Source organism: Roseibium porphyridii (assembly GCF_026191725.2).
GTDB classification, from domain to species: Bacteria; Pseudomonadota; Alphaproteobacteria; order Rhizobiales; family Stappiaceae; genus Roseibium; species Roseibium porphyridii.
Map to the genome: position 1 here is coordinate 17,279 of NZ_CP120863.1, position 24,000 is coordinate 41,278.

General features: G+C 50.9%; 31 protein-coding genes and 1 tRNA gene. 25 read left to right on the forward strand and 7 right to left on the reverse strand.

Annotation, left to right across the window (positions count from 1 at the left end; genetic code table 11):
* Window positions 1-599 precede the first annotated feature (599 nt).
* The 8 genes from K1718_RS00060 to K1718_RS00095 all read left to right on the forward strand — a co-directional run bounded on the left by K1718_RS00060 (window position 600) and on the right by K1718_RS00095 (window position 7,532).
* On the forward strand, window positions 600-1,178 hold the full coding sequence (locus K1718_RS00060; protein ID WP_265680185.1) for a hypothetical protein: 579 nt from the start codon (window positions 600-602) through the stop codon (window positions 1,176-1,178).
* On the forward strand, window positions 1,175-2,137 hold the full coding sequence (locus K1718_RS00065) for a hypothetical protein (protein WP_265680184.1): 963 nt from the start codon (window positions 1,175-1,177) through the stop codon (window positions 2,135-2,137). Before K1718_RS00060 ends, K1718_RS00065 begins: the two co-directional genes overlap by 4 nt.
* 224 nt (window positions 2,138-2,361) lie before the next feature.
* Complete coding sequence (locus K1718_RS00070) at window positions 2,362-2,865, forward strand: hypothetical protein (RefSeq protein WP_265680182.1); 504 nt, start codon at window positions 2,362-2,364, stop codon at window positions 2,863-2,865.
* Window positions 2,866-3,009: 144 nt separating this feature from the next.
* On the forward strand, window positions 3,010-4,872 hold the full coding sequence (locus K1718_RS00075) for a hypothetical protein (protein ID WP_265680181.1): 1,863 nt from the start codon (window positions 3,010-3,012) through the stop codon (window positions 4,870-4,872).
* Window positions 4,873-5,228: 356 nt separating this feature from the next.
* Window positions 5,229-5,305: transfer RNA gene (locus K1718_RS00080), tRNA-Arg, on the forward strand.
* Window positions 5,306-5,544: 239 nt separating this feature from the next.
* Window positions 5,545-5,781, forward strand: coding sequence for a carboxymuconolactone decarboxylase family protein (locus K1718_RS00085; RefSeq protein ID WP_265680180.1), 237 nt, complete (start codon window positions 5,545-5,547; stop codon window positions 5,779-5,781).
* 168 nt (window positions 5,782-5,949) lie between these two features.
* The gene (locus K1718_RS00090) at window positions 5,950-6,423 is read left to right on the forward strand and encodes an SRPBCC family protein (protein ID WP_285806048.1); all 474 of its coding nucleotides are present in this window, start codon (window positions 5,950-5,952) and stop codon (window positions 6,421-6,423) included.
* A 344-nt stretch (window positions 6,424-6,767) separates the two neighbouring features.
* The gene (locus K1718_RS00095; RefSeq protein ID WP_265680177.1) at window positions 6,768-7,532 is read left to right on the forward strand and encodes an SDR family NAD(P)-dependent oxidoreductase; all 765 of its coding nucleotides are present in this window, start codon (window positions 6,768-6,770) and stop codon (window positions 7,530-7,532) included.
* A 66-nt stretch (window positions 7,533-7,598) separates the two neighbouring features.
* Here K1718_RS00095 and K1718_RS00100 read toward each other — a convergent pair whose 3' ends face one another.
* Window positions 7,599-8,096: a TetR/AcrR family transcriptional regulator gene (locus tag K1718_RS00100; protein ID WP_285806049.1), complete on the reverse strand. Its 498-nt coding sequence runs from the start codon at window positions 8,094-8,096 to the stop codon at window positions 7,599-7,601.
* A gap of 155 nt (window positions 8,097-8,251) precedes the next feature.
* Here K1718_RS00100 and K1718_RS00105 point away from each other — a divergent pair, with 155 nt between their 5' ends.
* The 3 genes from K1718_RS00105 (at window position 8,252) to blaOXA (ending at window position 10,731) form a co-directional block, all read left to right on the forward strand.
* Entirely contained in the window at window positions 8,252-8,686 is a 435-nt protein-coding gene (locus K1718_RS00105; RefSeq protein WP_265680175.1) for a DUF1330 domain-containing protein, read from the forward strand.
* A 42-nt stretch (window positions 8,687-8,728) separates the two neighbouring features.
* Window positions 8,729-9,736, forward strand: coding sequence for an asparaginase (locus K1718_RS00110; RefSeq protein WP_265680174.1), 1,008 nt, complete (start codon window positions 8,729-8,731; stop codon window positions 9,734-9,736).
* A gap of 179 nt (window positions 9,737-9,915) precedes the next feature.
* Window positions 9,916-10,731: a class D beta-lactamase gene (gene blaOXA, locus K1718_RS00115; protein ID WP_265680173.1), complete on the forward strand. Its 816-nt coding sequence runs from the start codon at window positions 9,916-9,918 to the stop codon at window positions 10,729-10,731.
* Window positions 10,732-10,773: 42 nt separating this feature from the next.
* Here the strand turns inward: blaOXA and K1718_RS00120 are convergent, their stop codons facing one another.
* From K1718_RS00120 to K1718_RS00130, 3 genes are all read right to left on the reverse strand, one after another.
* Entirely contained in the window at window positions 10,774-11,244 is a 471-nt protein-coding gene (locus K1718_RS00120; protein WP_265680172.1) for a hypothetical protein, read from the reverse strand.
* Between the two features lie 72 nt (window positions 11,245-11,316).
* On the reverse strand, window positions 11,317-11,715 hold the full coding sequence (locus K1718_RS00125) for a hypothetical protein (RefSeq protein ID WP_265680171.1): 399 nt from the start codon (window positions 11,713-11,715) through the stop codon (window positions 11,317-11,319).
* 36 nt (window positions 11,716-11,751) lie between these two features.
* Window positions 11,752-12,276: a Cif family virulence factor gene (locus K1718_RS00130; protein ID WP_265680170.1), complete on the reverse strand. Its 525-nt coding sequence runs from the start codon at window positions 12,274-12,276 to the stop codon at window positions 11,752-11,754.
* Between the two features lie 105 nt (window positions 12,277-12,381).
* Here K1718_RS00130 and K1718_RS00135 point away from each other — a divergent pair, with 105 nt between their 5' ends.
* On the forward strand, window positions 12,382-13,221 hold the full coding sequence (locus K1718_RS00135) for a LytTR family DNA-binding domain-containing protein (RefSeq protein WP_265680169.1): 840 nt from the start codon (window positions 12,382-12,384) through the stop codon (window positions 13,219-13,221).
* Here the strand turns inward: K1718_RS00135 and K1718_RS00140 are convergent, their stop codons facing one another.
* Window positions 13,222-13,740, reverse strand: coding sequence for a DUF6985 domain-containing protein (locus K1718_RS00140; RefSeq protein ID WP_265680167.1), 519 nt, complete (start codon window positions 13,738-13,740; stop codon window positions 13,222-13,224). It abuts the gene before it with no gap.
* Window positions 13,741-13,903: 163 nt separating this feature from the next.
* Between K1718_RS00140 and K1718_RS00145 the strand changes: the two genes are divergently transcribed.
* The 3 genes from K1718_RS00145 (at window position 13,904) to K1718_RS00155 (ending at window position 16,393) form a co-directional block, all read left to right on the forward strand.
* Entirely contained in the window at window positions 13,904-14,653 is a 750-nt protein-coding gene (locus K1718_RS00145; RefSeq protein ID WP_265680166.1) for an SDR family oxidoreductase, read from the forward strand.
* Between the two features lie 68 nt (window positions 14,654-14,721).
* On the forward strand, window positions 14,722-15,927 hold the full coding sequence (locus K1718_RS00150; protein WP_265680165.1) for a multidrug effflux MFS transporter: 1,206 nt from the start codon (window positions 14,722-14,724) through the stop codon (window positions 15,925-15,927).
* 19 nt (window positions 15,928-15,946) lie between these two features.
* On the forward strand, window positions 15,947-16,393 hold the full coding sequence (locus tag K1718_RS00155; RefSeq protein WP_265680164.1) for an MOSC domain-containing protein: 447 nt from the start codon (window positions 15,947-15,949) through the stop codon (window positions 16,391-16,393).
* A 31-nt stretch (window positions 16,394-16,424) separates the two neighbouring features.
* Here the strand turns inward: K1718_RS00155 and K1718_RS00160 are convergent, their stop codons facing one another.
* Complete coding sequence (locus tag K1718_RS00160) at window positions 16,425-16,784, reverse strand: winged helix-turn-helix transcriptional regulator (RefSeq protein ID WP_418068100.1); 360 nt, start codon at window positions 16,782-16,784, stop codon at window positions 16,425-16,427.
* A 154-nt stretch (window positions 16,785-16,938) separates the two neighbouring features.
* Between K1718_RS00160 and K1718_RS00165 the strand changes: the two genes are divergently transcribed.
* Genes K1718_RS00165 through K1718_RS00185 form a run of 5 tightly spaced genes read left to right on the forward strand, consistent with a single transcriptional unit; the run spans window position 16,939 to window position 20,094 of the window.
* A complete protein-coding gene (locus K1718_RS00165) occupies window positions 16,939-17,643 on the forward strand; it encodes a DUF899 domain-containing protein (RefSeq protein WP_265680163.1) in 705 nt (234 codons plus the stop codon).
* Window positions 17,630-18,388 (forward strand): DUF2182 domain-containing protein, encoded by a 759-nt coding sequence (locus tag K1718_RS00170; protein WP_265680162.1) that lies wholly within the window; start codon window positions 17,630-17,632, stop codon window positions 18,386-18,388. The genes K1718_RS00165 and K1718_RS00170 overlap by 14 nt, the downstream gene beginning before the upstream one ends.
* Before the next feature lie 12 nt (window positions 18,389-18,400).
* The gene (locus K1718_RS00175; protein ID WP_265680161.1) at window positions 18,401-18,937 is read left to right on the forward strand and encodes a nuclear transport factor 2 family protein; all 537 of its coding nucleotides are present in this window, start codon (window positions 18,401-18,403) and stop codon (window positions 18,935-18,937) included.
* A gap of 12 nt (window positions 18,938-18,949) precedes the next feature.
* Window positions 18,950-19,690 carry an SDR family NAD(P)-dependent oxidoreductase gene (locus K1718_RS00180; RefSeq protein ID WP_265680160.1) on the forward strand — a complete coding sequence of 247 codons (741 nt, stop codon included), beginning with the start codon at window positions 18,950-18,952 and terminating at the stop codon, window positions 19,688-19,690.
* Window positions 19,687-20,094 (forward strand): hypothetical protein, encoded by a 408-nt coding sequence (locus K1718_RS00185; protein WP_265680159.1) that lies wholly within the window; start codon window positions 19,687-19,689, stop codon window positions 20,092-20,094. Before K1718_RS00180 ends, K1718_RS00185 begins: the two co-directional genes overlap by 4 nt.
* Before the next feature lie 115 nt (window positions 20,095-20,209).
* Here the strand turns inward: K1718_RS00185 and K1718_RS00190 are convergent, their stop codons facing one another.
* On the reverse strand, window positions 20,210-20,662 hold the full coding sequence (locus K1718_RS00190) for an SRPBCC domain-containing protein (RefSeq protein WP_265680158.1): 453 nt from the start codon (window positions 20,660-20,662) through the stop codon (window positions 20,210-20,212).
* Between the two features lie 299 nt (window positions 20,663-20,961).
* Between K1718_RS00190 and K1718_RS00195 the strand changes: the two genes are divergently transcribed.
* The 5 genes from K1718_RS00195 to K1718_RS27480 all read left to right on the forward strand — a co-directional run bounded on the left by K1718_RS00195 (window position 20,962) and on the right by K1718_RS27480 (window position 23,986).
* Window positions 20,962-21,303, forward strand: coding sequence for a winged helix-turn-helix transcriptional regulator (locus tag K1718_RS00195; RefSeq protein WP_285806050.1), 342 nt, complete (start codon window positions 20,962-20,964; stop codon window positions 21,301-21,303).
* Window positions 21,304-21,966 (forward strand): glutathione S-transferase family protein, encoded by a 663-nt coding sequence (locus K1718_RS00200; protein WP_265680156.1) that lies wholly within the window; start codon window positions 21,304-21,306, stop codon window positions 21,964-21,966.
* 44 nt (window positions 21,967-22,010) lie between these two features.
* A complete protein-coding gene (locus K1718_RS00205; RefSeq protein WP_265680155.1) occupies window positions 22,011-22,688 on the forward strand; it encodes a glutathione S-transferase family protein in 678 nt (225 codons plus the stop codon).
* 2 nt (window positions 22,689-22,690) lie between these two features.
* The gene (locus K1718_RS00210) at window positions 22,691-23,296 is read left to right on the forward strand and encodes a glutathione S-transferase family protein (protein ID WP_265680154.1); all 606 of its coding nucleotides are present in this window, start codon (window positions 22,691-22,693) and stop codon (window positions 23,294-23,296) included.
* A gap of 108 nt (window positions 23,297-23,404) precedes the next feature.
* Window positions 23,405-23,986, forward strand: a complete 582-nt coding sequence (locus K1718_RS27480; RefSeq protein ID WP_418068152.1) for a VOC family protein — start codon at window positions 23,405-23,407, stop codon at window positions 23,984-23,986.
* The last annotated feature ends 14 nt before the right edge of the window (window positions 23,987-24,000 follow it).

The following is a 24,000-nucleotide window of genomic DNA, read 5'->3' on the forward strand; positions in this document are numbered from 1 at the left end:
TGCTGCCTGGGAGTTCTTGACTTGATGGTCTGTCACCTGCTCCGGAGCAACGACCGTAAAATCTTCCGACACCTCAAGCAGGAGTTTCTCATTCTCTCCAAGCGATAGCAGTGACGCAACACTGTGCAGCAACTGATATCGAAATCCAGCAATAACGTCTGCAGCACTGGCTATGGGATTGGGCATAAAGATTTTGCTTCAAACTACAAGAGCGAATCAAGCGCCTAGTGGAAACAACCTAGATCGATCATGCATCACGCCTACAACCTAAGCAATCACGAGAAACTCAACTAACACTGACGCAGACTTCAAACTGTGAATTTTGGCTACTGATCAAGTTACAACATTCTGCATAGAGTTTTCTAGTAACGCTTTCATTTGTATTTTAGGATTGATCGCTAAAGCTCAGAAACGCGCAATCAAATCACAAGTTCCAAGCTGTTTGCGGAGAAAAATCAGAGAATATGCTGAACCTATATATCACAATATTCGGTTGACTTTACTCTTATCTTTACGGCAAGAATTTCATACGCATAGGTTGATGGACTGTGCGCATTTTTAGAGACAATTGCTTTCAATGGGTTGTTAAGGATACTTCAATGCCAAACGGGCTAGATGACTTCCGAAAAGCTATAGAAGATTTTCGAAGCACTTTTCTACTTGCAATTGGCGGTACATCTATTGCGCCTATCGTTGCACATTTCGCTGGAATTGCCCCAGTTTGGCCGAACGGGGTTGGCATTATTACTTCTGTAGCCACCTTAGTTGTAATTATTTTTGCTTTTCAATTTTCAAAAAATTCTTCAAAGAAGATCGTAAACCGAAGAATGTTGCTTAGCCTGTGGTCCTGTATTTTTTGCTCTATTGTCTATTTTGGCCTTTTTTCTTTTTTTGTATATGAAATACCGGTCACTAATCAAAAAACTTACTTGGGTTGCGGATGGAGTGAACGCGCAAAATTAATAGTATCTGAGTTTGGTGCTAGTGTAGACAACAGTTGTCCAGGTCAGTTTCACGAAATCTTGGCTTCAGCGAGCTATGACCCTTTCGCTGTGTGGACTGTTTCTAGCATAAACGCGATAGCTCTTGTTATTCTGGTGTTTTGGATTGCATTTTTCGCATCTCTGTCAAATATAGTTGCCTTATTTGTCGTGCATCAAAGGATGCAGCAAAAATGAAGTTGTACCTTTATTTGGGCTTGGCCATTATTTTTGTACCATTATTTGGCATGTCTGCATTTTCAAAAAACGAAATTGACTATGAACAATGGCTCAAAGACAACCCTCAGCTTGAAGAGCAATTGTTCAAAAGTGCTGTGGCAAAAAACCTAAAATCTAGACAATTCGTTGAATGGGTTAATGAAAGTCGTCACAAAATTTTTCCAGAAAAGTACAATCCATCCCTTGAAATAAACGACCAATGGACTGAGGATGGCTACATAACTTGGAATGAAGATTATGGAAGCCAAGCATACTTAAAAGAAATATTACGTTCAGATCACCTCTACTATTTTCCGCTTGGCGACTGTAGCTACGTGATACCTCCGCTGTTCATTTTGGACGAGGAAAGTTCAGAGGCTGGTTACTATCCAGATGACTTAAGCGTATTGTCAAATGTAAAATCTTTACTTGAATTTTTCGGAATTAATAACAGCTTAACGGCCAGTACTAAATTCTTTCTGGACTATCACGACCCCAGAGTTGAGAAATTTGGCACAGTTGTCGACATCGACCGAATAAGGGACATCAACTCCTTATTTGAACATCATTTTCTTTCTGGCCAAATCGCTTCTCCAGTTGTCATCGATCTTATCCAGGGCGATTGCGCTGACTTACCTGTAGGTTACGTCGAGGCCAAAGTGAAAATTAAACAGACAAGCGATTATAACCAGCTCGAATTTCTATATTTCATTCCAGATTTTTATTATTTTCTCTGCAAAAAAACAGGTAAGTCCGCTTGGGACACCAAAGACTGCAGGTTTTGGATTCCCATAAAAGAAGAAAGTTACTTAACTGGGCACGTTCGATACATTGCAGTTTTTGAGAATGGAAAAACAAAAAGAGGTGGCATCAATATTAACAATGGAATACTGAAGGAATTGGAAGGAAGGAAGGTGATTGACCTTACATTTAATTAGTAATCTTACATTACTTCATCAAACGATTCTGACATTAACACTACGCAACCAACCGAAAATCAATAAAATATACAAAATTTTGTAGTTATATTAAGATCGTTTGCGTTAATTTTTTATTGAAATACTAGATACCTTATGCAGGTAACGGCATACAAGCAGCCTTTTTTACCGATGAACACAAAACATGGACCTATTGCAACAATCCACTGCAATAAGGAAGTACCATGTCTATCTATACACTCCACACACTCGTCACTGGCCCGGTAATCCGTTTCATAGAGCACGAAGAGTATTCCATCGGATACCACCCCGAGGACATCTGCAAACTGGTTGGAATATCGGACTACCGGTTAGTTCGACCGTTCTTGAACCCAGCTGATGTCTGCCACACCACATCAGTGCCAATAAAACTGGGTGATGGTGCCCCCGAGTTCTTTATCGCTCCCAATGGCATTGCCGATCTAATTAACAAGCTCCAAACGCCCGACGCAGTCATGCTTCGCGAAGAGATTGGAGACAGTCGAACGTTGGTATTTCCGTTCCGCTTGGACAAAGAACATGAGGTAAAACAGCTGTTGGATTGGTGGGAAGAACACCACAAACGAGATTATCCGGCTCTGGAAGTCCTTCGCGACGAAGAAGACGAAATCAATTTGATCAAGCGGGGTATGGGGCTGATGCAACGGCGAATTGCCAAAGAGGAAGCAAAGATCGCTCGAACAAGCTAATCCGAGAAATTCAGCAATTAAACTATCGCCGTCCGGGCACCAAAAGTCCGGGCGATTTTTCTTTGCCTGATCTCCAAATCACCAACCTCAGGCAACACAGCAATTCCCCGAACCTATTGAAGAGATAAGAGAATGGAGGACCCCATGCTCGCAACGAACACATGTGCCTGGAACCCGTTGGGGGGGAAGATATGTATAAACAGTCTTTATCAAGATTTCCCCCCCTCCCACAGTCTCGCCGATCATGCATTCAATCTTCTGACGGAGGAGTTCAAGGCCAGAGGACACGCCCCATCAAACCAGATGCTTGTTGCGATACGGGACGTCCTGTTGACCCTGGAAGCGATGGCGGAAGAGAGGTGTCCGGACCGCGTGTTCCTGTCCTCCCTCGACCCAGGTGTCGGCAAGACCAGCGCAGTGGTCAGCTTCATTAAGGCCCTGCGCTTGTCTCCCAGGCCCGATCACCAGGACGCGGCAATCCTCATTTGCCTTGGTCGCCTGGAGCAGATCGAGGAAATGATCCGTGCGACTGGGTTGACCAAGGATGAGTTCGCGGTCCTCACGTCAGACGAAGAGTTGAATGCTCTGGGAAGTGACAACTGGCAGAAGGCCCGTGTCCTCTTCACCACGCAAAGCAGGATCCAGCTCAGCTTACAGGGGCGTCGCTTCGAGCAAGTGTCAAAGTTTCAGTATCAAGGTCTTCGACGTCAGGTCGTGATCTGGGATGAGACCATGCTCCCCGCCACCCCGATAACCGTGAACCAGTTAGAGATCTCGTCGCTGCTCCAGCCGATCAGTTCCATGTCTCCGCTATTGCTGGACCTACTTGAACAAACTTATGACAAGCTGAGGTCATGTCAGGACAAGGGCACGATAACGATACCGAACCTCCCTCAAGAAAGCGGTTTGGACTGGTCTGACATCAATCGACTGTCAGAGGGTCTGCCTGAAGCAAACAGGCGCACCCTCCGCTCGCTGTGGCAGATGTCCGGACAAACCGTCAGCGTGAGACGAGATGGCATAAATCGCAACACAGTCTTGCACTTCCAGATGTCTCTTCCGGAGGACTTTGCACCAGTGCTTGTCCTGGATGCCTCTGGTCGCGTTAGGGCAACCTATAAACTCTGGGAAGTGCACAGGGGAGGACTAACCCGGTTGAGATCAGCATCGAAGGACTATAGCAAACTCCGGATTCATCATTGGCCAGTTGGGGGCGGAAAATCCAGCTTAACCCGGGACTTCGACCGGCATGTTCAGGGTGTGGCCAAGACCAAAAACAATAAACAGTGGGAGCGATGGCTTGTCGTGCACCATAAGTCCTTTCAGGGCGGCCGGGACTTCATCTCTGCAGTCAAAGACCAGCTTGAGAGGCCCGAACTCTGCAGCTTTCTCAATTGGGGATCTCATGATGCGACGAACGACTATGCGGAAATATCCAATGTAATCCTGGCAGGAACGCTTTTCTATCCGCCGTCTGTGATCGAGGCGGTTGGAAGAGCGGCGGGTGATCTTCCGGCCTGGAAGACTCCATTCTCCGAAAAGGACTTCATCAGTGTACAGAGAGGCGAAACAGCCCATGTTCTGTTACAGGCTGCATGTCGGGGTTCAGTCAGAAGTTCTGTTGGATCCTCATGCGGGGTTTGCGACCTCTATGTGATCGGAAGCAAGCGGTCAGGGTTCCCCGAAGTGCTACTGGAGACTTTCCCAGGTTGCCAGCTGCAGAAATGGAGACCCATTCGGCGACGGGCGAAAGGTCGCGTAGCACTGGCGTTGGACTATCTGGAAAACAGGTTCGAAGAAGACCTAAGAACCTTTGTACCTTTCCGCGATGTCCAAGAAGCGATCAGCTGCTCTGATAAGTCAACCTTCAGAAAGGACATCAGGAAGCATCCTGACTTCGGGGCAGGTTTGGATGAGCTGCAGTTGGTCGAGGGAATGGACGGCAGATACGGAGGGTTCGTGTCCGTGTCATACGAAGCGCTCTTCGGGGCACCCAGAGACGCGTGAATTTTGCCCCAGCGATGTAAAGGAGGCCCTGGCTGAGACAGGCGGCCAGTGTCTCCCCCCCTCCCCCACTGGCAAATTGAGAGGACAGGGGAGGGGTCTCCAGCCAGTTCTGTGAAGGAGACTGCTAGACACCCAACTTGTCACACTGGTGTCACAACGGACCCGATTTTTCGAGATTATGGAGCCCTGTTCGTCAGTGGTCAGGTCCACTGAATATATCACCATGGCGCCTTGACCTCGACTCACGAAGCTCCTATCTTGTTCGAGTAACAGATTGAATTTGCGTTGCTTTTTCCGCCTGTTCAGCCAACTACAGTGCCCCTCTATCCGCCGGTTCCTTGCGACCGGCCTGACACGCACCCGTAGCTCAGCTGGATAGAGCGCTGCCCTCCGAAGGCAGAGGCCAGAGGTTCGAATCCTCTCGGGTGCGCCAAAATTATATCAAAGTATCAACTATTTAGCAATATCGAACTATTGTGCTTGGGAGCTTCTTTCGGCCCACGGAAGCGCCACGGAAGCAGTCGAGATCACGGAAACGGGTCTTAATACCAATCAGCAAAAATTCAGAACCGATGCCGCCACTTGCACAATCCGATGGAAGTGATTGTCCAAGGCTGCACAATTAACCCGTTCAATGCACAGCCCCCTATCGATGCGCGGCAGAGGGCCCTGTTGGATTTCACAAAGAAACTGACACTGGAACCCAGCAAAGTCACGGACCAGGACAGAACCGCGGTCTTGGACGCGGGTCACAGCCAGACCGCATTGAAGGATGTCATCGCCATTGTCTCACTGTTCAGTTGCTTCAATCGCCTGGTCGATGGTCATGGGATTGAGGGAAGTCCGAAGATCTTTGATCGCGATGCCGACATGTTTCATGCAGGCGGATATCTTCCACCTCCAAAGTAACGATCAAGGAATACCAACGATGCGCGCCAAAACTACGGCCGGTGCGCATCGGTCACGTCCATACATTGTCCATTAGTATGTTTTTCTTGTCTATATATAAATTTTCTGCCTACTTTTCAAACTGAATGTTTGGGAGTAACTCTCCATTGATGTAATTTAAAGGAGAATATGATGACCGAACCGACAACGAATTATGACGAAATCATTCAAGTGACCGCGACTGAAGATGCCTGCTTCCAAGCCGTTGCAACCCAGATGAACGAATGGTGGACACAAACAACAGAGGGTAGCTTAGTAAAGGTTGGCGACAAAGTGACAGCGCGCTTTCCACCTAGTTTCGGGTATTGGACATTCGAAGCCAAAGTTTTTGATCGCCCTAACAGGATTGAGATGGTCTGTATTGACGCCCACCACAAAGTCGAGGGCCAACCGGAAGAAATTGATCAGGAATGGCTGGGAACCAAGATCATTTGGGATATCAGCGCCGCCGGAGACAAGACCGAGATCAGGATGACTCACGATGGCCTGACACCAACCCTAAACTGTTGGGACATTTGCCTTGATGGCTGGAACCACTTTTTCAAGAGCAGCCTTAAAGCATTCTTGGACGGCGAGAAGCCGAACCCCCATACCTCTACCTAACGCCGCTCGTGCTGCATACGGCATCGGTTAAGTTCTGGCTCAGCAAGGACCCTCTCCGCAGCCGGCGGTTATCAATGGCTGCGGAGGCCTATCGCCTCTAATTTAGCGATCAGGTAATTCCCTCGATACGCATCAGGATTGGTTTTGGAGCGCATCTGTAACGCCCGATAACTCCCATTAGTTTCGTTATGCTGCCTATATACATTATTTCTGCCTTCTTGCGATATCTTCCTTAATATCTAAATTTTACTGTGATTGATGAATTTCCGGTCCGGTCGTTTCTGACAATTAGGAACAGACTTCGAAAATCAACTCACTGAAACAGAATATCAGAAGGTACAAACATGATACTTAAAGGAAAAACCGCCGTTGTTTTCGGCGCTGGTGGACATCTTGGCCAGCACATTGCAGATCGCTTTGAAGCTGAAGGAGCAAGCGTTTTTCGGGCAAGCAACGGCCCGGTAGACGGCAGCACGCCGAAATCTGCACAGGTGGATGCAACCGACGAAGTCGCTGTGGATGCCTATCTCGACCAGGTTGCCGAAGAACAGGGTTCAATCGACGTCGTAGTCAACATGGCTGGCGTTGCGCCTGCGAGCTACAACCACGGCAAACCAGCGGCTGAAGTTACGCACGAGCAATTCATGATGCCATTGGCCGTCGATACGGCTTCTCAGTTTATCACCGCGAAATCTGCCTACCGCCATATGTCCGAGAAGGGCAGCGGTGTGATCATTCTAAACACTTCGACACTCGCAAAAGTCGGATCGCCATGGTCCCCTGCCCTTACAGCGTCGCACGCGGCAACCGAAGGATTGATGCGGTCTCTGGCGCATGAATACGGCCCCGCTGGTGTGCGGGTTCTGGGCGTTCGATCCGAAGCAATGCCGGACTCCCCGACGATCGAATACACGTTTGCGACCATGGGAGCGAACATGGGCATGGGCTTTGATGAGATGAAAGGTTTCATCGAACAGAACAAGACAGCGCTCAAGAAGCTCCCTGAAGCCAGCGATACAGCAGCTGTCTTCGCCTACGCAGCCTCTGACATGGCGTCGTTCCTCGCGGGGACCATGATCAACAATTCTGCTGGTCACATTGTCGACTAACCAGCCTAGGGTCGGTGTGATTGTCGCATCGACCCAAATTCCATGAGGTACAGCTTTTTGCGAACACTATTGCAGGAGCGTTTTAGCAATGGACCTTCTTAGGACTTTGGATATTTTCTCTGCGCTCCAGGATCGGTCATTGTACAGCACATCCCAAATCTGAATCGATGTGCTGGCCCATAGATAATCTGCCGCATCATCCACACTCCAATCACTGGATAGAGCTTCGTCATCCGACAATGACTGGATGAGCTGATGTTCCCAGGCCCGAAGCTCAGACATGCGGTCGGTCCAAGCCGTATCGGCATCGCTGTCCGTCCGCCTAAGCCGAATGAGGTCCGTTGCGACCGGGTGAATTTTGACTGCAAAATCGAACCAGACTTCCATGCAGGCATCCAATCGCTTGATTGGATCCCCGATCTCCAATGCTGCGAAGAAGCCTTCTTTAACCTCAAAGCGCTCGTCTGCCCTTTGAACCAGTGCGAGCAACAGCCCACCTCGTGTTTTGAAGTGCAGATATACCGATTGCCGGCTGACGTCGGATTCACTCGCAATCTGGCTCATCGAGATATCAGCGCCTTGCTCAGCGATTAAGTCCCATGCGCGATCCAAAATTTCGTTTCGAGTGACACCTCTCGCCTTTTTTCTTGACACGTGTAAAGCAACCTTATTATTTACATGTGTAAAGAATAATAGAATTATACAGGAATTCCAACACTATGAATGAACAACTTACACAACTCACAGCATGGTACAGCGATGCTCCGGACGATAGTCGCCCGTCTGAAGAGCAATGGCGAAGCATCTTAGAAAGGCCATCTGATGCGCCAATCACGCTCATCAACTTCTTTAAGCTCAGGGGACTCGCGGACAACGGCGATGCAGGTGCTACCGGTCAGGATGCGTTCAATGCCTATGCAGAGGTCAGCATTCCAACCATGGAACGCGTCGGCGGAAAGTTCCTATTCGTGGGGGCGTTTGGTGGCATGTTCCTTGGCGCTGAGGAAGATTGGGACGTGATCGCGATCGGATCTTATCCGAACCTTCAGGCGTTGATCGATCTTTACTCTGATGCCAACTATCGCAAGGCCTTCGTGCACCGAACCGCAGCGTGTGAGCGCCAAAAGGTGATTGTCGGCAACGCAATGAGTTAAACTGGATGCAGGGTCTCAAAGTTTGAGCGAGCAGGAATCATAGTGGGTGTAGACGGCAGTAATCAGAAAAAGACAGTCATGGTGATCGGCACTGGCGGCACGATATCGTGCCTAGGTTCCGATCCATTTGATTTGCATGACTACCCCGTTTCGGGCGAGCGGCTCACCACCGATGAAATGCTGGCTATGTTCAAGCTGTCATTTGACGATATTGATGTCGTACCCTCTGGATTTAAGCCGGTTTCCAGTACCGAGCTCGGGCCTAAATTCTGGTTTGCCCTGATATCTGAGATTGAGCAAGCAATCAGACAGATCGAACACCTTGCCGGCATAGTCGTCACTCACGGAACGGCCACCTTGGAAGAGAGTGCGTTCGCAACTGATCTTCTCCATAACACCGATGTACCAGTTGTTTTCACGGGCGCTCAGCGGCCTGAAAATGCGATTTCTTCAGATGCGCCGCATAATCTCTGGAGCGCCATTCAGGTCGCGGCCGATCCAAAGGCACGCGACCGTGGCGTGCTAGTGGTGATGAATGGGTTGATCTTTTCAGCTGCAGACGTGTCGAAGGTGGATAATTTCGCGTTAGATGCTTTTCAGGCCCGGTCCGGTCCCCTTGGTCATATCAACGGTCGGGCGGTCAACTTTCAATCACCTCCTTTCCGCAGACCAGTGCAGCTTCGATTGGAGAAACACGAGACTTGGCCCCGAGTAGAGATCATTCCATCTTACGCCGGAGCTGATGGAACACTTATTGAAGCCACCATCACCGCCGGAGCACAAGGATTTATCGTCGCAGGCCTTGCCCCGGGTTACGCAACACCGGATCAGCGTCTGGCGCTTCGCAAAGCCCGGCAACAGGGTATTGTTGTTGTGATGGCGTCACGCGCGCTTAACGGCACGACTTTGCCGCTGAAGCAAAACGACATACCCGGCTTGATAGGGGCTGGTAGCCTGACTCCGCAAAAGGCCAGGATACTACTTGCATTGGGATTGTCAGAGCTCTTGGATGTGGACGGTATCCGTCAACTATTTGAGCGGTTCACTTGATCTGCGGATCTCAGCCACTTGTTACGTCCAGTGCAACGAGCGTTGTCTCAAGTTCGCCCGGAGATGGACCATTCACGTATTGGGTAGACCGCTGGCGATCCTTGAATTCATATTCCGGCACCAAGCCTTATGAAACCCAACAAAAACAAACCTAAATCCGCTATAAGAAGATAGTTTATATGTACAAGATACTCATTGCGGCATCTACCGCACTTGCCACTCTCACTCAACATACAAAGGCAGAAGAACGTGTGATCTGTTCGGTTGCTTGGGAAGTCGGTGAAGAAACGCCACTCCTTTCAGATGGGCAGTGCGATGAGCGCATGTCATCAGCGTCCACTTTCAAGATCGCCATCAGCCTTATGGGGTTCGACAGCGGAATTCTGACAAGCCCTGATACGCCGGAATGGCCGTTTAAAGCCGACTATCTGGACTGGCGACCCGAGTGGAAGCAATCTACGACACCAGAGGCCTGGTTGAAGCACTCCGTGGTCTGGTATTCGCAACAGATCACACTAAAAATCGGATCTGAGCGTTTCGAAGAATATGTCAATGCGTTCGACTACGGCAACAAGGACATCACTGGCGTGCCAGGAGTGTATGACGGACTTACCTATGCCTGGTTGCGCTCAACTCTTAAGATTTCGCCATTGGAGCAAATCAATTTTCTAACCAAGATGCTGGCTGGCAAGTTGCCGGTGACAGAGACCGCTGTTTTGCAAACCAAAGCAATAATGGAACGGCGAGAGCAGCCAAACGGTTGGATTACATTCGGAAAGACCGGGTCCGGTTTGCCTACTGGTGAGGATGGACAGCACCTGCAAGGACAGCCTTTCGGCTGGTACGTAGGATGGGCAGAAAAGGATGATCGGCAAGTGGTCTTCGCCCGACTGATCAGGTTCGACAGCCGTCCTGAGCAGACACCAGGCGCGGTCGCAAGGGATGGGATTCTGGAAATGTTATTTACACCGGTTGATCCGCTGATCGTAGATTGATCCTCATCGAGCCAGCCAATTCTAGATCTTCAGAGAAGGCGCCTAAACGCCTTCTCTTGACGTTGAAATAGCGTCAAACCTGCTCAGGAATGGCGCAAACCAATCCTGGTCTCTTAGGTCATCAGCATTCAAGATTGCACCAGATGATGAGTTAGAATGACCGCTCTTCTGCAGGCTTTCCATTGCCTCTCTTATGAGGCGAACGAGCGGATCCTCGGAAAACTCAACCTCGACAGGTCGCCCCTCCTTCTCTGCAAGGAGCTTATACCCTCCCTCTGCATTGGCCCGATCAAAGGCGTATGTGACTGATGCTTTTTCTTCAGGGTGGGCACGCTCAAGGTATTCGATGCTTGCGCCAAGCTTTGAAAGGGTATCTCCGCCGAACGGGTCGACATACTCATCTTGTAAGGAATTTGGACCATTATAGTAGCCTGCGGCCAAACTTTGCTGCCGGATCATGAGCGTTCGTGCATATTCCTTCTCTTCACGCGTAAACTGGTTGGTATCGTCCACAACAACCGCATTGAGGGCGCGACGATCAAAGTCTTGAAAGAGCGAAATCGCTTTGGTGCCAAGTGTTTCGATCTAACCTTGACCACCACCTTGTTCACGCACTCGCTCATTTCCAGCATTGAGCGACGCCCGCGCGGCCTGGACAACCTCGTGAAATGCCTTCCCCTGTGACAGCGTTTCGGCGGCGGGATCCACTACACCAAGAGCCAGTGATATGGATCCTTCGCTGGAACCGTCGCCAAAAAACTTCGCATAGCTGGATGCTGAGAGGTCAAAATTGGGGTGACCGCTGTCTCGATAGGCGATCCCGGCCGACAACGACGATGAGTAGACAACAGCCGGTGTTTCCAACGATCGCGCCTTCTGTGGCTCTGTGTCCGCAACGGTTGTTTTGGGCGTAGGGCTGGGGTCCGTCACGAATTTCGACTTTATGTAAGTATTTGTAACGTTGGATTGTATGCTGTTTGTCATTTCAGTTCACTGCGTATTGTTGTGGCGATGCAGGTGCTAACGCGCATCCATGATCGCGGTATGAACGATGAGCCAATTTTCTTTTCGTTTCTCGAGCACCAAGTGGATATGGGTGCGGCGCAGCTCCTCATTTTCATTCCGTGACGCACCGCGATCACCATCTGTGAACATATGGACGACTGCGCCTTTCTCACCGACATATCGCCTCGAGATGACTTTCATGTTGCTGACTTCTCGCCTCGAAACCTCCGGGTCAAATTGGGTAAACAAACGCTCTTCGAGAAACGTGCCAAGCGGTTTTGTTCCTCGAAACATTCTAGCGTAGGCGTTGATCCACTCAGTGTCAGATGAATGAAGCGACATAAGCGCTTCGGTGTCCTGCCAACCCCAGGCCATTTTATAGGCGAACAGAAGCTGATCTATGGCTTTCGAGTCGAGCTCATCTACCGGTGTTCCAACCGTCAGTTCCGCGGGGATCTCCCGAGGTTCCTGTGATATGGCAGGGACCGACGATAAGGCGGCAAGAATTGGTGCAATGAAAAGTGACCTTTTGATTATCATGTAGTCTCGCAAGCTTCATATTGGACAGAACCATCTGCAAGATTCTATGGTCGCCGAATATTTCTAGTGATTTGAAAGACATAACTAATAAGGGAGGTCGCAGGATTGAAAGCTGCAAGTCGTCAAATGTCCGGATCATTCGTCAGTGGTCCAGCAACTGGTAGGTTTTATTCAGCCGGAGTGACATTGCTTCCTTACATGATTGCAAGCATTACTCTGGCTCTGACATTCGCATCCAGCGGTGCCTATGACACGGACGACTTGACCGCGCCGCACCGCGCGATTTTGTGGACAGTTGTTTGCAGCCTCATCGTGTTTCAGGCGTTCATTACTGACACTTGGTTCGAGCGCCTGGTGAATATTGGCAAAGCGTCCTCAGCGGTGAGGGCATTTGGTTCGATATTGGCAACTTGCCTGCTGACCACCGTCGAACTCTACGCACTCAAGTTCACGCCGTTATTGCCAAAAGCACATGATCCATTTCTGGATCTGTTCCTTTTTGTACTTATGCCTGTTTCAACGATTGCGATTTCAGTCATCCTCTATCGAAGAACATCTGGGCGACGATATCGCTCACATGACCGACAGCGTTTGAATGATGAGCACTCAACCCCACCGCTCGGCCTTGAGCCAGACGCTTCTGCCAGACCTGCCGGCTGGCCATTGGCACCTGCGCTTCTGGTTCATGCCTGCGACCACTACCTTGAAATCTGGACCTCCCGAGGGAAGGTCTTCCTTAAAGGGCGGATGACAGACGCTGTAGACTACCTATCAGACGCTGAGGGAGCTCAGGTTCATCGATCTTGGTGGGTTTCAAGGTCGGCTGCTCGATCCATTGAGAGGCAGGGACGCGACTGGTTTATCATCACCGACATCAGAGAACCGATCCCTGTCAGCCGCGGCCGCACGAAGCAGCTGCGCGACTTGGATTGGCCATTTCAATGATCAGAAGGCTTCAATTTCAACTTCGCCGTCTTGCTCACTGACCCGGGTGAGCAATTTACCTTCTCGGTAGACCAGTTGAATTCCGTCTTCGGGGTCCCAGTCGCAGTCGCAATGGATCGCGATGTAGATCGTTTCCTCTCCTTCGTATCGTTCAGCGGTGAGCCATAAAGATTGCGGCCTCAAATGCTGCCAGACATCATCCGGGCGCTCAATCGCAAGCCGTGACATTGCATCACCGGTCAGATGCGCCGGTGCTGCTGTCAGTTTAAGGAAGTCTGCGTGTACTGAGCGTCCTGCCTCGTCACGGGCAAAATCACCAAGTTTCAGAAACTGGGCGATCGCCTCATCGATCGCATTTACGTGGCGCTCATTGACCTTCGTCAATATGACCGGCAGCTGAATGTTCTCCAGCATGGGCACGGTTTGAGATTTTGCCTGCCATATGAAATGGCCGTCGCCTGGGTTCACGCTCCCAAGGATGTTTGTGAAGAATGGGTTCCTGGAGGCTGACTCAGTCATTTCTGCTTTGCCTCATTAGAGTATTGCTTTCCTGAGCCCTGCAAATGCCCAATAGTATCATCATTGATACTATATGCAAAAATTCTGCCTACTTGTTCAAGGATACCAAATATTTATGCTTTCGATCAAGCAAATCACTCACAGAACAAGGCAGGAATTTTACATGGCAAGATTGGACGGAAAATTTGCACTGGTGACAGGAGGCTCAACAGGAATTGGTTATTCGACCGCCAAGGCCTTTATTGACGAAGGAGCGTCGGTCTGCATCACAGGGCAAAACCAAGAGAGGCTGGACAGCGCCCTCGCTTCTCTGGGTAACAACGTCATCAGCCGGAGAGCCGACCAGACAGATCTGAGTGAAATTGATGGGCTGATTGAATTTCTCGGCAATGAGTATCGCCGCGTTGACACGGTGTTCCTGAATGCTGGAATTACGCTCCCCTGCCCTGTCGAAGCTGTCACGGAAGAACAGTTTGATCACCTTTATCGCACCAATGTGAAAGGCCCGTTCTTCACGCTGCAAAAGCTCATACCGCTGTTGTCTGAAGGCTCAACCGTTGTGATCAATGCCTCGAACCTTGCTGGTCTGGGCGTGCCAAACACGAGCGCATATTCCGCGACGAAGGCTTCGCTTATCTCCATGACAAAGACATTCGGGGTGGAGCTGTTGCCGAAAGGCATACGGGTCAATGCCGTTGCGCCCGGTCCAATTGCAACGCCAAGCATGAGCAAGCTCGGAATGAGCGAGGAAGAGCTTCAAGGTTTGATGCAAATGCTTGAAGGCACGATTCCGATGGGCCGCATCGGTGCGGCGGAAGAGATCGCCAAGGCAGCCCTGTTCCTTGCCACGGCAGATTCATCTTACATGGTTGGTGAAACCATTACTCTGGATGGCGGCTGGTCCAGCTTTTGAGCCGTCGGACAGACTCTTAACGCGGCGCCTTTGACATGCTCGAAGGCGTCCTTTTTTTCGCTATGGTGATGAATAGCAGTTTATGGAAACTGGGAGCTGTGTTGGGCCTTCTGTCGAGCGTCGGTCCCTTCGCGATTGATATGTACCTGCCGGCATTGCCGACGATTGCAATGGATTTGGGTACTTCGGTTTCAGCCAGCCAGGCTTCAATCATGGTGTTCCTGATTGCGCTCGGTTTAGGTCAGTTGGTTTTTGGCCCGCTGTCTGACCAATATGGACGCAAGGCCCCTCTCTTTGCTGGGCTCATCATCTTTCTGGCCGGCTCTTTAGGGTGTCTCTTCGCTCCAACGGTAGAATGGCTCATTGGAGCCCGGTTTGTACAAGGCATGGGCGCCGCAGCGATGGGCGTCATTCCTCGGGCAATTGTGCGAGATAGACACACCGGGCATACCGCGACCAGGCTGATGTCGACCATCATGATTGTGGTCAGCGTATCGCCTTTGTTTGCACCACTCATCGGCAGCGGATTGCTTCAGCTCGGAAGCTGGCGGGTCGTATTTGGCCTGCTGTGCCTGCTTGGAATCATCGGCGTTTTTCTGACGACCTCTGTGCTGTCTGAGACTCTGCCGCTCGAAAACAGACGCCCTGTTAATGTTGGCACCATGACGGCTGGAATGGCAATGCTGCTATCGCACCGTCAATTTCTCTGCATGTCACTGGTAAACAGCTGCGGCCTTGCGAGTTTCTTTGTGTTCATTGCGTCAGCGCCATTCATCTACACGGAAGTTTTCGGCCTGACGCCAACCCAATTCAGCCTGGCCTTCGCAATTAACGCCATGGGATTCTTTGGCGCGAGCCAGTTCGCTGCACCCCTCAGCAAACGCTTTGGCTCCCAAAGGCTCGTCTTTGGCGCAATCCTCGGATTTGCATCGCTTACCGCGCTGCTCATGTTTCTGAGCATCCTGGGTCAAACGGGACTGGTTACCATTTCCACAGTGCTGGTTGTTGCCAACGCTTGCCTTGGTCTCGTTATCCCAACCGCGTCAGTTCTCGCAATCCATGACCATCCTGAGATTGCGGGTCTCGCATCATCGGTGGGCGGCGCGATGCAATGGATGTCGGGCGCTGCAGTCGTTCTATTGGTTGGTCCATTCTTCGATGAAACAATCATCACCATGACCGTCGCGATTGCTGCATGTGGAGCCGCAGCACTAATCTGCGCCGTACTCGCGACACCTCGCAATGTTCCGGAAAGTCAAAGGCGCGAAACATAATATGTGGACCGGATCTCTCTTGACGATACACGTCGCGAAATCTGCGGGTGCCTCGATGCAGCAACTGTCGCAGGCCAGATGCCACGCAGGCAAAGGCATTGAGGGTGATCGATACTTTTTGGGTCGTGGCAAGTTCTCATCGTTTCCTGATGCTGCAGACCTCACGCTGATGGCATCTGAAACCTTGAGCATGGTTCAAGATGTGCACGGCGAAATAATCGGAGAAGGTGAGCATCGCCGAAATCTAACCACGGCCGGAGTGCCCCTACAGGAGCTTGTGGGCCAAGACTTCCTGATTGGATCTGTGCTCGTTAGCGGCATCCGGTTGAACAAGCCCTGCCGATATCTGCAAATGCTGCTGAAGAAGCCCGTCATCGATTTGCTGGGTGATGACTGTGGGCTGCATTGCAAGATTCTCAGAGATGGCACTATCAATTCGGGTGATTCAATTGTTCCAAGATGGTGAGTTTCACACCGCAAGAAGAAACCAGTTGCATTTAACTGTAGCTGAGCCACCAGTTGTGCATTGCCTCGAACATTTCTTCCAGGTCCAGGGCCTTCTGTGTCGCCGTGTATTCAACCCGTGGCGGCACTTCAGCATAAACCTTGCGCTCGACCAGGCCATCTTTTTCCAATGCGCGAAGCTGGTTGGTCAGCATCGTTTGAGTGACGCCATCACATAGCCGCCGGAGCTCATTAAATCTCTTGGTTCCCTGAAAAATCAGTATCTGAAGAATAATGAGCTTCCATTTCCCTCCGATAAGCTTGGCGATGTCTGGCATCGGGCAAAGCTCAGGCTCTGAGGCATTCGCGATGCCAGATTTCTGATCCGACGGTTTTGAGGTTTTGTCGAGCATTCGTTACCGCTCCGTTCTATTAGTATCATTTTTTGTACTATATACAAAAATTCTGCCTTCTTGTCGATAGAGACTAGGATGCAATATGGTTTCCGTCAAACTTTACGGCCCCGCAGATCTTCTATCTCCGGGCTGATCCGGAAAGGAAACCAGCATGCAACCGATCAAGACAGGATCCCGAGAAGAATGGCTCGCAGCGCGTAAAGCGCTCCTCGAAAAAGAAAAAGCCCACACCAGACAGAAGGACACCCTGTCGCAAGAGCGCCGCGCCCTACCCTGGGTGAAGATCGACAAGAACTACGTTTTTGAGGCCGAGACCGGCGCTGTCACCCTTGCCGATCTATTTGGTGATAAGAGCCAGCTCATTGTCTACCATTTTATGTTCGGCCCCGAATGGACTGAAGGCTGCAAAAGCTGCTCTTTCTGGGCCGACAGCTTTAATGGCCTCGAACCACATCTGAACGGCCGCGACATTGCATTCGTGGCTATTTCACGGGCGCCGATGAGCTTGCTCGTGCCATTCAAAAAGCGGATGGGATGGGGGTTCAATTGGGTGTCTTCGCATTCGAATAGCTTCAATGCGGACTTTGATGTCAGTTTTGGATCTGACCACCAGCCTGAAAACCCGGTGACCTACAACTTCAAGGAAAAGACGTTCTATCCCATGGACGAAGCCCATGGCACGAGCGTTTTTGCCAAAGACGATGAAGGCAACATCTACCACACCTATTCGACATATGGTCGTGGGCTGGACGTGACCAATGCAGCCTATAGCTATATCGACATGGTCCCGAAGGGCCGGAATGAACTCCCAGAAGGAAACCCCATGGAGTGGGTCAGGCATCATGACGCCTATTGATCTAGGCGTCAGACAGATGCTGCGCGGTGCGCCCATGGCTGGGTCAGGACTCATCCTCCTCACTCTGGCATGCTGGGCATTTTTCTTTGCGGGTGCTGGAACCGGTATGGATATTTGGAGAATGTCCGTGCCAGGGTTTCCCCCTGCCACCAATCATGGTGCAATGATGGGGTCCCCCGTCAGTGTCAGCGCGATGTCGATGACATTCATGTGGTGGACTATGATGCTCGCGATGATGATGCCAGGGGCCTTTAGGCATCTCCCTTCGCAAGGCACGGGGACCCTTTCAGCGACGGCCAATTTGCTCGGATTCTGGATCAGCTACGCTGGCATCTGGCTCGGATTTTCTGTTTTAGCGACCGCGATCCAGTATCTGCTTGTTGATGCCAGCCTTCTTCATGGCATGAAAATGTGGAGCACAAACAGTTGGTTCAGCAGTACGCTGCTCGCATTAGCCGGGCTGTATCAATTTACGGGCTTAAAGGCTCGCAGTCTGGCAACGTGCCAAGCGGTCCCTTCTGACAGATCTCCAGTTCAAAATGGCACGGCCTATGGCCTGAACTGCCTAATTTCCTCTTTTCCTTTGATGCTGCTGCTCTTCGTCGGCGGCGTCATGAACATCTATTGGGTCGCCCTGCTGACCGCAGTCGTGGCGCTGGAAAAGATCCTTCCAAACCCGAAACCATTCAGTATCGCCACTGGTGTCGCCTGTCTTTGCGCTGCCGTCGCGGTGCTCATCAACTGACAACAAAAAACAATGGAATATGAAATGAATACACGCAGACAATTAATACTGGCAGCAAGCATGTTGCCTTTTCTCCCAGCGGCTTCACTTGCTTCACCTGGCGGCGAAACTGGTTTTGCGGATCGCCAAGCGATTAATCACCTTTTGAATGAATATTGCCGGACACTTGATGCCGGTCAGATCGATGCCTGTGCCGCACTATTTGAAAACGCAGAATTCTCAATTGAGGGAGTTGCCAAAGTACAAGGTCAGCAGGGTGTCATGGACCTGTTTTCTGGCATTATCCTATATGAAGATGGCACTCCCAAAACCAAGCACGTCCTGACAAATGTCGAAATTTCCGTTGCCGTAGATCATGGCTCGGCAAAGGCATCAAGCTACCTAACTGTTCTTCAGCGGGTGGGCGAGCATCCGCTGCAACCGATTTTCTCGGGTAGCTACTCCGACACATTTTCCAAAGACGCGGGCAAGTGGGCGTTCGCATCTCGTGTCATTTCCAACCCCATTTTTGGCGACATGTCACGACACCTCACCACCCCCCCAAAATAGAAGAGCAAGAACATGAAAAGCAGCAAAAACGCACTTATCATCGGAGGCAGCCGTGGTGCTGGAAGAGAGCTTGCACTCTCGCTATCGGCACAAGGAACCAAAACGACAGTAGTAGCAAGGGGAAAGGACGCTCTGGCTAAACTCAAGGCTGATGCGCCCGACATCAACACAATGGCAATGGACGCCACCGGTGATGGCGTGGCAGACAAATTGATGAAGGAGATAGATCCCGACCTTCTAATCCTTACTGTTGGATATGAGCCAAAAATGATCCCGTTTCATGAGCAGTCCTGGGACGAGTTCAGCGGCGCATGGAACACTGACACCCGAATTGCTCATGCCTTCTCATCTGCTGCGCTTACCCAACCTATGAAAAAAGGCGGCATTGTTGTGAGCTTTTCGAGCGGGGCCGGACTTTCAGGGTCCCGTCTGTCCGGTGGATATGCCGGGGCCAAGCGAATGCAGCACTTCCTGACCGACTATGCTCAACGCGAAGCTGAGCTGTTGGATCTGGGGCTGACCTTCTATTCGATCATCCCCAAACAACTGGTCCAGGGGACAGTTCTTGGACTTGCCGCAGCTGAAGCTTATTCGGCAGCTGTCGGTAAACCACTCGATCAGTTTCTCAACCAGTGGGAAGAACCGCTGACTGCTGGCAAAATTGCCGGTCACGTCGTGTCTATTCTGGGACATTCGGAACCAACCGAGAAGAAGGCCTTTGTGATCACCGGAACCGGGATGGCCGCAGCATGAACCGAAAATTCTTGATTACTTGGGTTGGCGTGTTTGTCCTGACTGCGGCGACTAGCATCATATGGCACGTGGCCCTATTTGAGCAGCGTTATCTTGAACTCGGCGTCTTTACCCGCATGGCAGATCCGATCTACGCGTTCGGGTTTCTGGCATGGATCATGGAAGCAACGGCGATCACTTTGCTCTACGTCCATTCAAAGTGGGCCGATCACGGTCTATGGGGTGCATTGAAACTGAGCTGGTGCGTCAGCCTCTATGCGGCAGCATCGGCGCTTGTCGGTACAGCGGCAAAGGTTGAGATCAGTGATCTGACAGGGTGGTTCCTGATTGCAGGGGGATTCATTTTCCTACACGCCACAGTCCTAGCGGCCTGGCTGGCTTTCAGCCCCAGAGCCAAAGCTTGATTACGGGCTATTGCGCCACAAGCGCATTTGTCGAAACAGCCCCCGATCAAGACGTAAAAGAAGGGGCGCGGTCGCGCCCCTTCTTTGATGTCTGACTTGTCCGATTGGTGAAGAACTAGGAAAATGGCTTCCCAACACCTGTATCCAGGTACGCCTTCAAGCTATCGACGAAGAACATGTCCCATCCGGCTTCGCATATCTCATAGCAATGCAAATTGGGAGTCAGCCCTTGGTGTTCAAGCTGAATGCGTGTCTGACCATCCTTCTCGTCAATCGACCATAAGGTCCGGGTCCCAAGCCACTCTTGCTCGATTTCCTTAGGCATGCCTTCGTGGATGTGCAGAGCTTCAACGCATTCCCACTCAATTTGATCAGAGTCCAGTTTGGTGGCCTTAAAGCACCAGTAACCGTTCCGTCCCGAGAAACCGAACTTAGCCACATCGCCCACCTTTTCGAACTTTCCTGCCTCGCTCGTCCACCAGTCTGCGATGTTAATCGTCAGGGCATCAAACGCCGCCTTTGTCGGCGCGTTCACGCTGATAGACTTCTTGTAGTTTTGTCCGTTCATTACTTTTCCTTGTTCGTTCTTATATCCGTTGGCACGGATGATTTCACAGTCACTCCAGGTCAAATTTCGCTTGTTATTTTAAACTAATAACAAAGTGGAATCACAAGAGGACGCGCGTTTCCTTGAAATTTTTCAATGCTTCACTACACATTTCATGAACAAAAATCAACTATTAACTTGTTTATTACAAGTGATTTATGTATTGAAACCAAATGACATTCAGAACCACACAAGACTGGCACGGTTGCCCCTTACGTTTCGCTGCGGCCATTCTGGGCGACAGCTGGAGCCTCATCATTTTGCGCGACCTGATGTTCAAAGGACCGCTGCATTTCGTTGAGCTTACTCACTCAGCCGAGGGCATATCGACGAACGTTTTGACTGCAAGACTGAACAAGCTCCAACAAGAAGGCTTGGTTGAGAAACAGGAAGATGAGAGCGGCTCGAAGCACCTCAAATATGCTCTGACTGAAAAGGGTAATGCGCTGCTGCCGGTCTTTACCGAGATTATTGCCTGGTCTGGAAACTGGGACAAAGACTCCAAGGTTCCAGCCGGATTCTTAAACCGCATCAAGGCGGACAGAGCCTCTATCGGGCTTCAGGATGTTCGCGAAATGCACAACTCAATAGAAAGTAACTGAATGGAACCTACCATCTACACAATCAGTGGCTCTCCCCGTGGCTGGCGCGTGCTGCTTGGCATGGTCATCAAAGGCCTGGACTTAAACGTCAAATATCTGAGCCTGTCAGACGGTGATCACAAGTCGGATGCATATCTCGAGATCAATCCGCGTGGCCGCGTCCCTTCCCTTGTGGCAGGTGATATTAAAATCACCGACTCCCTGGCAATCCTCTCATGGCTTGACCAGCAGTACCCAGTTAAACCCCTATTTGGCAGCAGCCCTGAAGAGCACGCGAAAATCTGGTCAACCACCCGAGACACAACAGACAAACTGCGGGATGGTATGAACGCCCTGTTGCTCCCAATCTTCTTCAAGGGAGCAGATAAGGTGACGCCAGAGCTGCAGGAAGCTGCCGATACGGTCATGTATGAACTTCAATGGCTGGAAAATCGGCTGGATGGTCAGAACTACATGGCCGGCGACACCCCAACGGCGGCGGATGCCGTTACTTATCCTGAAGTGCGCATTCTGGCCCGAGCGCTCGAAACACATTCAGATCTGATGACACAGCTGGGTTTCATCGATCTCGATCAGAAGTTCCCAAAAGGACATGCATGGGCACGGCGCATTGAAGCCCTTGATGGCTTTGAGAAATGCCTCCCCGTCCATTGGAACAACTGAGCATCAGTCTTACTGCAAGTGTCGATGACACACGGAGGGGAAAAATGAGCGTACTCGTACATAATATCAGCGGCTCTCCCATGGGCTGGAGAGTGCTGCTGGGGCTGGCATTCAAAGGCGTTGACTATGAGGTCAATTACCTCAACGGGACAGACAAAGAGCACAAGCAGGCGCCTTATTTGGCCATAAACCCACACGGCAAGGTTCCTGCTGTCGAGTATAATGGCGAGATCTTCCTAGAGTCGCTCAGCATCTTGTGCCTGCTCGACAATTGGTATCCTGAACACCCGCTCTTCGGGAGTGCTCCCGAAAGCATGAAGCGTATATGGCAGGCAACCACACGGCACAGCGACTATCTGCTCAACGCGACGAACGCCGTTGTGTTTCCGGTCTTTAATGGTTCCGAGGGCAAGCCCAAACTGGACCCTGACGAACCCGACCAAGTTGCCCGTGCTTCCAAGCTCCTTAAAATCGAACTCGGCGCTCTTGAGCAACTTCTGCAGGGTGGCGCATTTCTGTGTGGCGAAGAACCATCGGCGGCTGATGCGGTGGCTTTTCCGGACGTAGGGCGCGTGATGCGGGCTTTGGAGACGAAACCAACATCGATGAAGCTGTTTGGAATTGAGAATTTCGATGAAATGTTCCCGCTTCTGTCAGCGTGGCAAAGAAGAATATTGAATCTTGAAGGTGTTGCCACTACCCGGCCGCCACATTGGAAATAGACATGAAACTCTATGATGCTCAGGCTGCAAACGCGAAACGCGTAAGAATATTCATAGCTGAAAAGGGGATTGAAGTCCCAAAAGTGGAGTTAGAACTCGGTAAAGACACCCGGGCCTCCGAGTTTAGAAAGCTGAACTCGCTCGGCGAGGTACCTGTTTTGGAGCTCGACAACGGGAACGTCATAACCGATAGCATCGCCATTTGCCGGTATCTGGATGCTCTCTTTCCCGACGTTCCCCTCATGGGGCGCAGCCCCGTTGAGATCGGGCGAATTGAGATGTGGAGCCAGAGGGTCTATCAGGAACTGTTCCTTCCCATAGGCCTGATGGTGCGCCACCAGTTGCCGCTCTTTGCAGATGTTATCGAACAAGTCCCGGAATTTGCCGCCGCCCAACGGCGGCTGATGCCGAAGAAGTGGCAATGGTTCGATCAAGAGCTTTCAGATGGGAGACCTTTTATCACGGGTGACACTTTCACATTTGCAGATGTTCAAGGCATGACCGCTCTGATGCTGGCCGACATTTTTGACCTCGCTGCTCCAAACGATTGCGTAAATGCCGTTTATTGGTCTGCAAAGGTCCGTAGTCGGAAGAGTTGGGAAGCATAGCTTGAGTCCTGACCTGTCGATAAAGGATATCACTTGAATTCCGAGAAAAACGACGTCGTCAGTGCCTCGTCTACGCCCCTGTTCTTCGACCATATTGCTATAGGTGCGGTGTCACTTAGCGAAGGTGCTGCTCATGTCCATAAGTGCCTGGGAATCGAGATGCCACCAGGTGGGAAACACCCGCGTATGAGCACGCATAACCTGCTCATGTCGTTGGGACCGACCTCGTTTCTTGAGGTCATTGCGATAGATCCAGCAGCCTCCAGCCCAAGCGGCCCTCGCTGGTACAATCTTGACAGCTTTCGGGGCCCGCCCCGAATCTTGACCTGGATCGTCGGCACGAAATCAATTCAGCAGGAGGTTGAAGCACTGAACGGCCTGGCAGGAAATGTCGTCAAAGTATCACGAGGCAGCCTAACCTGGAAAATCTCCGTGCCAGCCGATGGCTCACTTCCGCTCGATGGCGCTTTTCCCACGTTGTTACAATGGCCGTCTGACGATCACGTCGCGGCCCAAATGAGTGATCGTGGCTGTCGCCTGAAATCACTCGGAGTGACACACCCTGAAGCTGAGAAAATTACAAGTTGGCTTGGTAACAGGTTGGAGAGAGGAAGAACTCAAGTGGCAGTCGGACCAGTTCAATTGCAAGCTCAGATCAAAACCGTGCACGGTATCAGGACTCTTACCTGAAGCATCTTCCACTT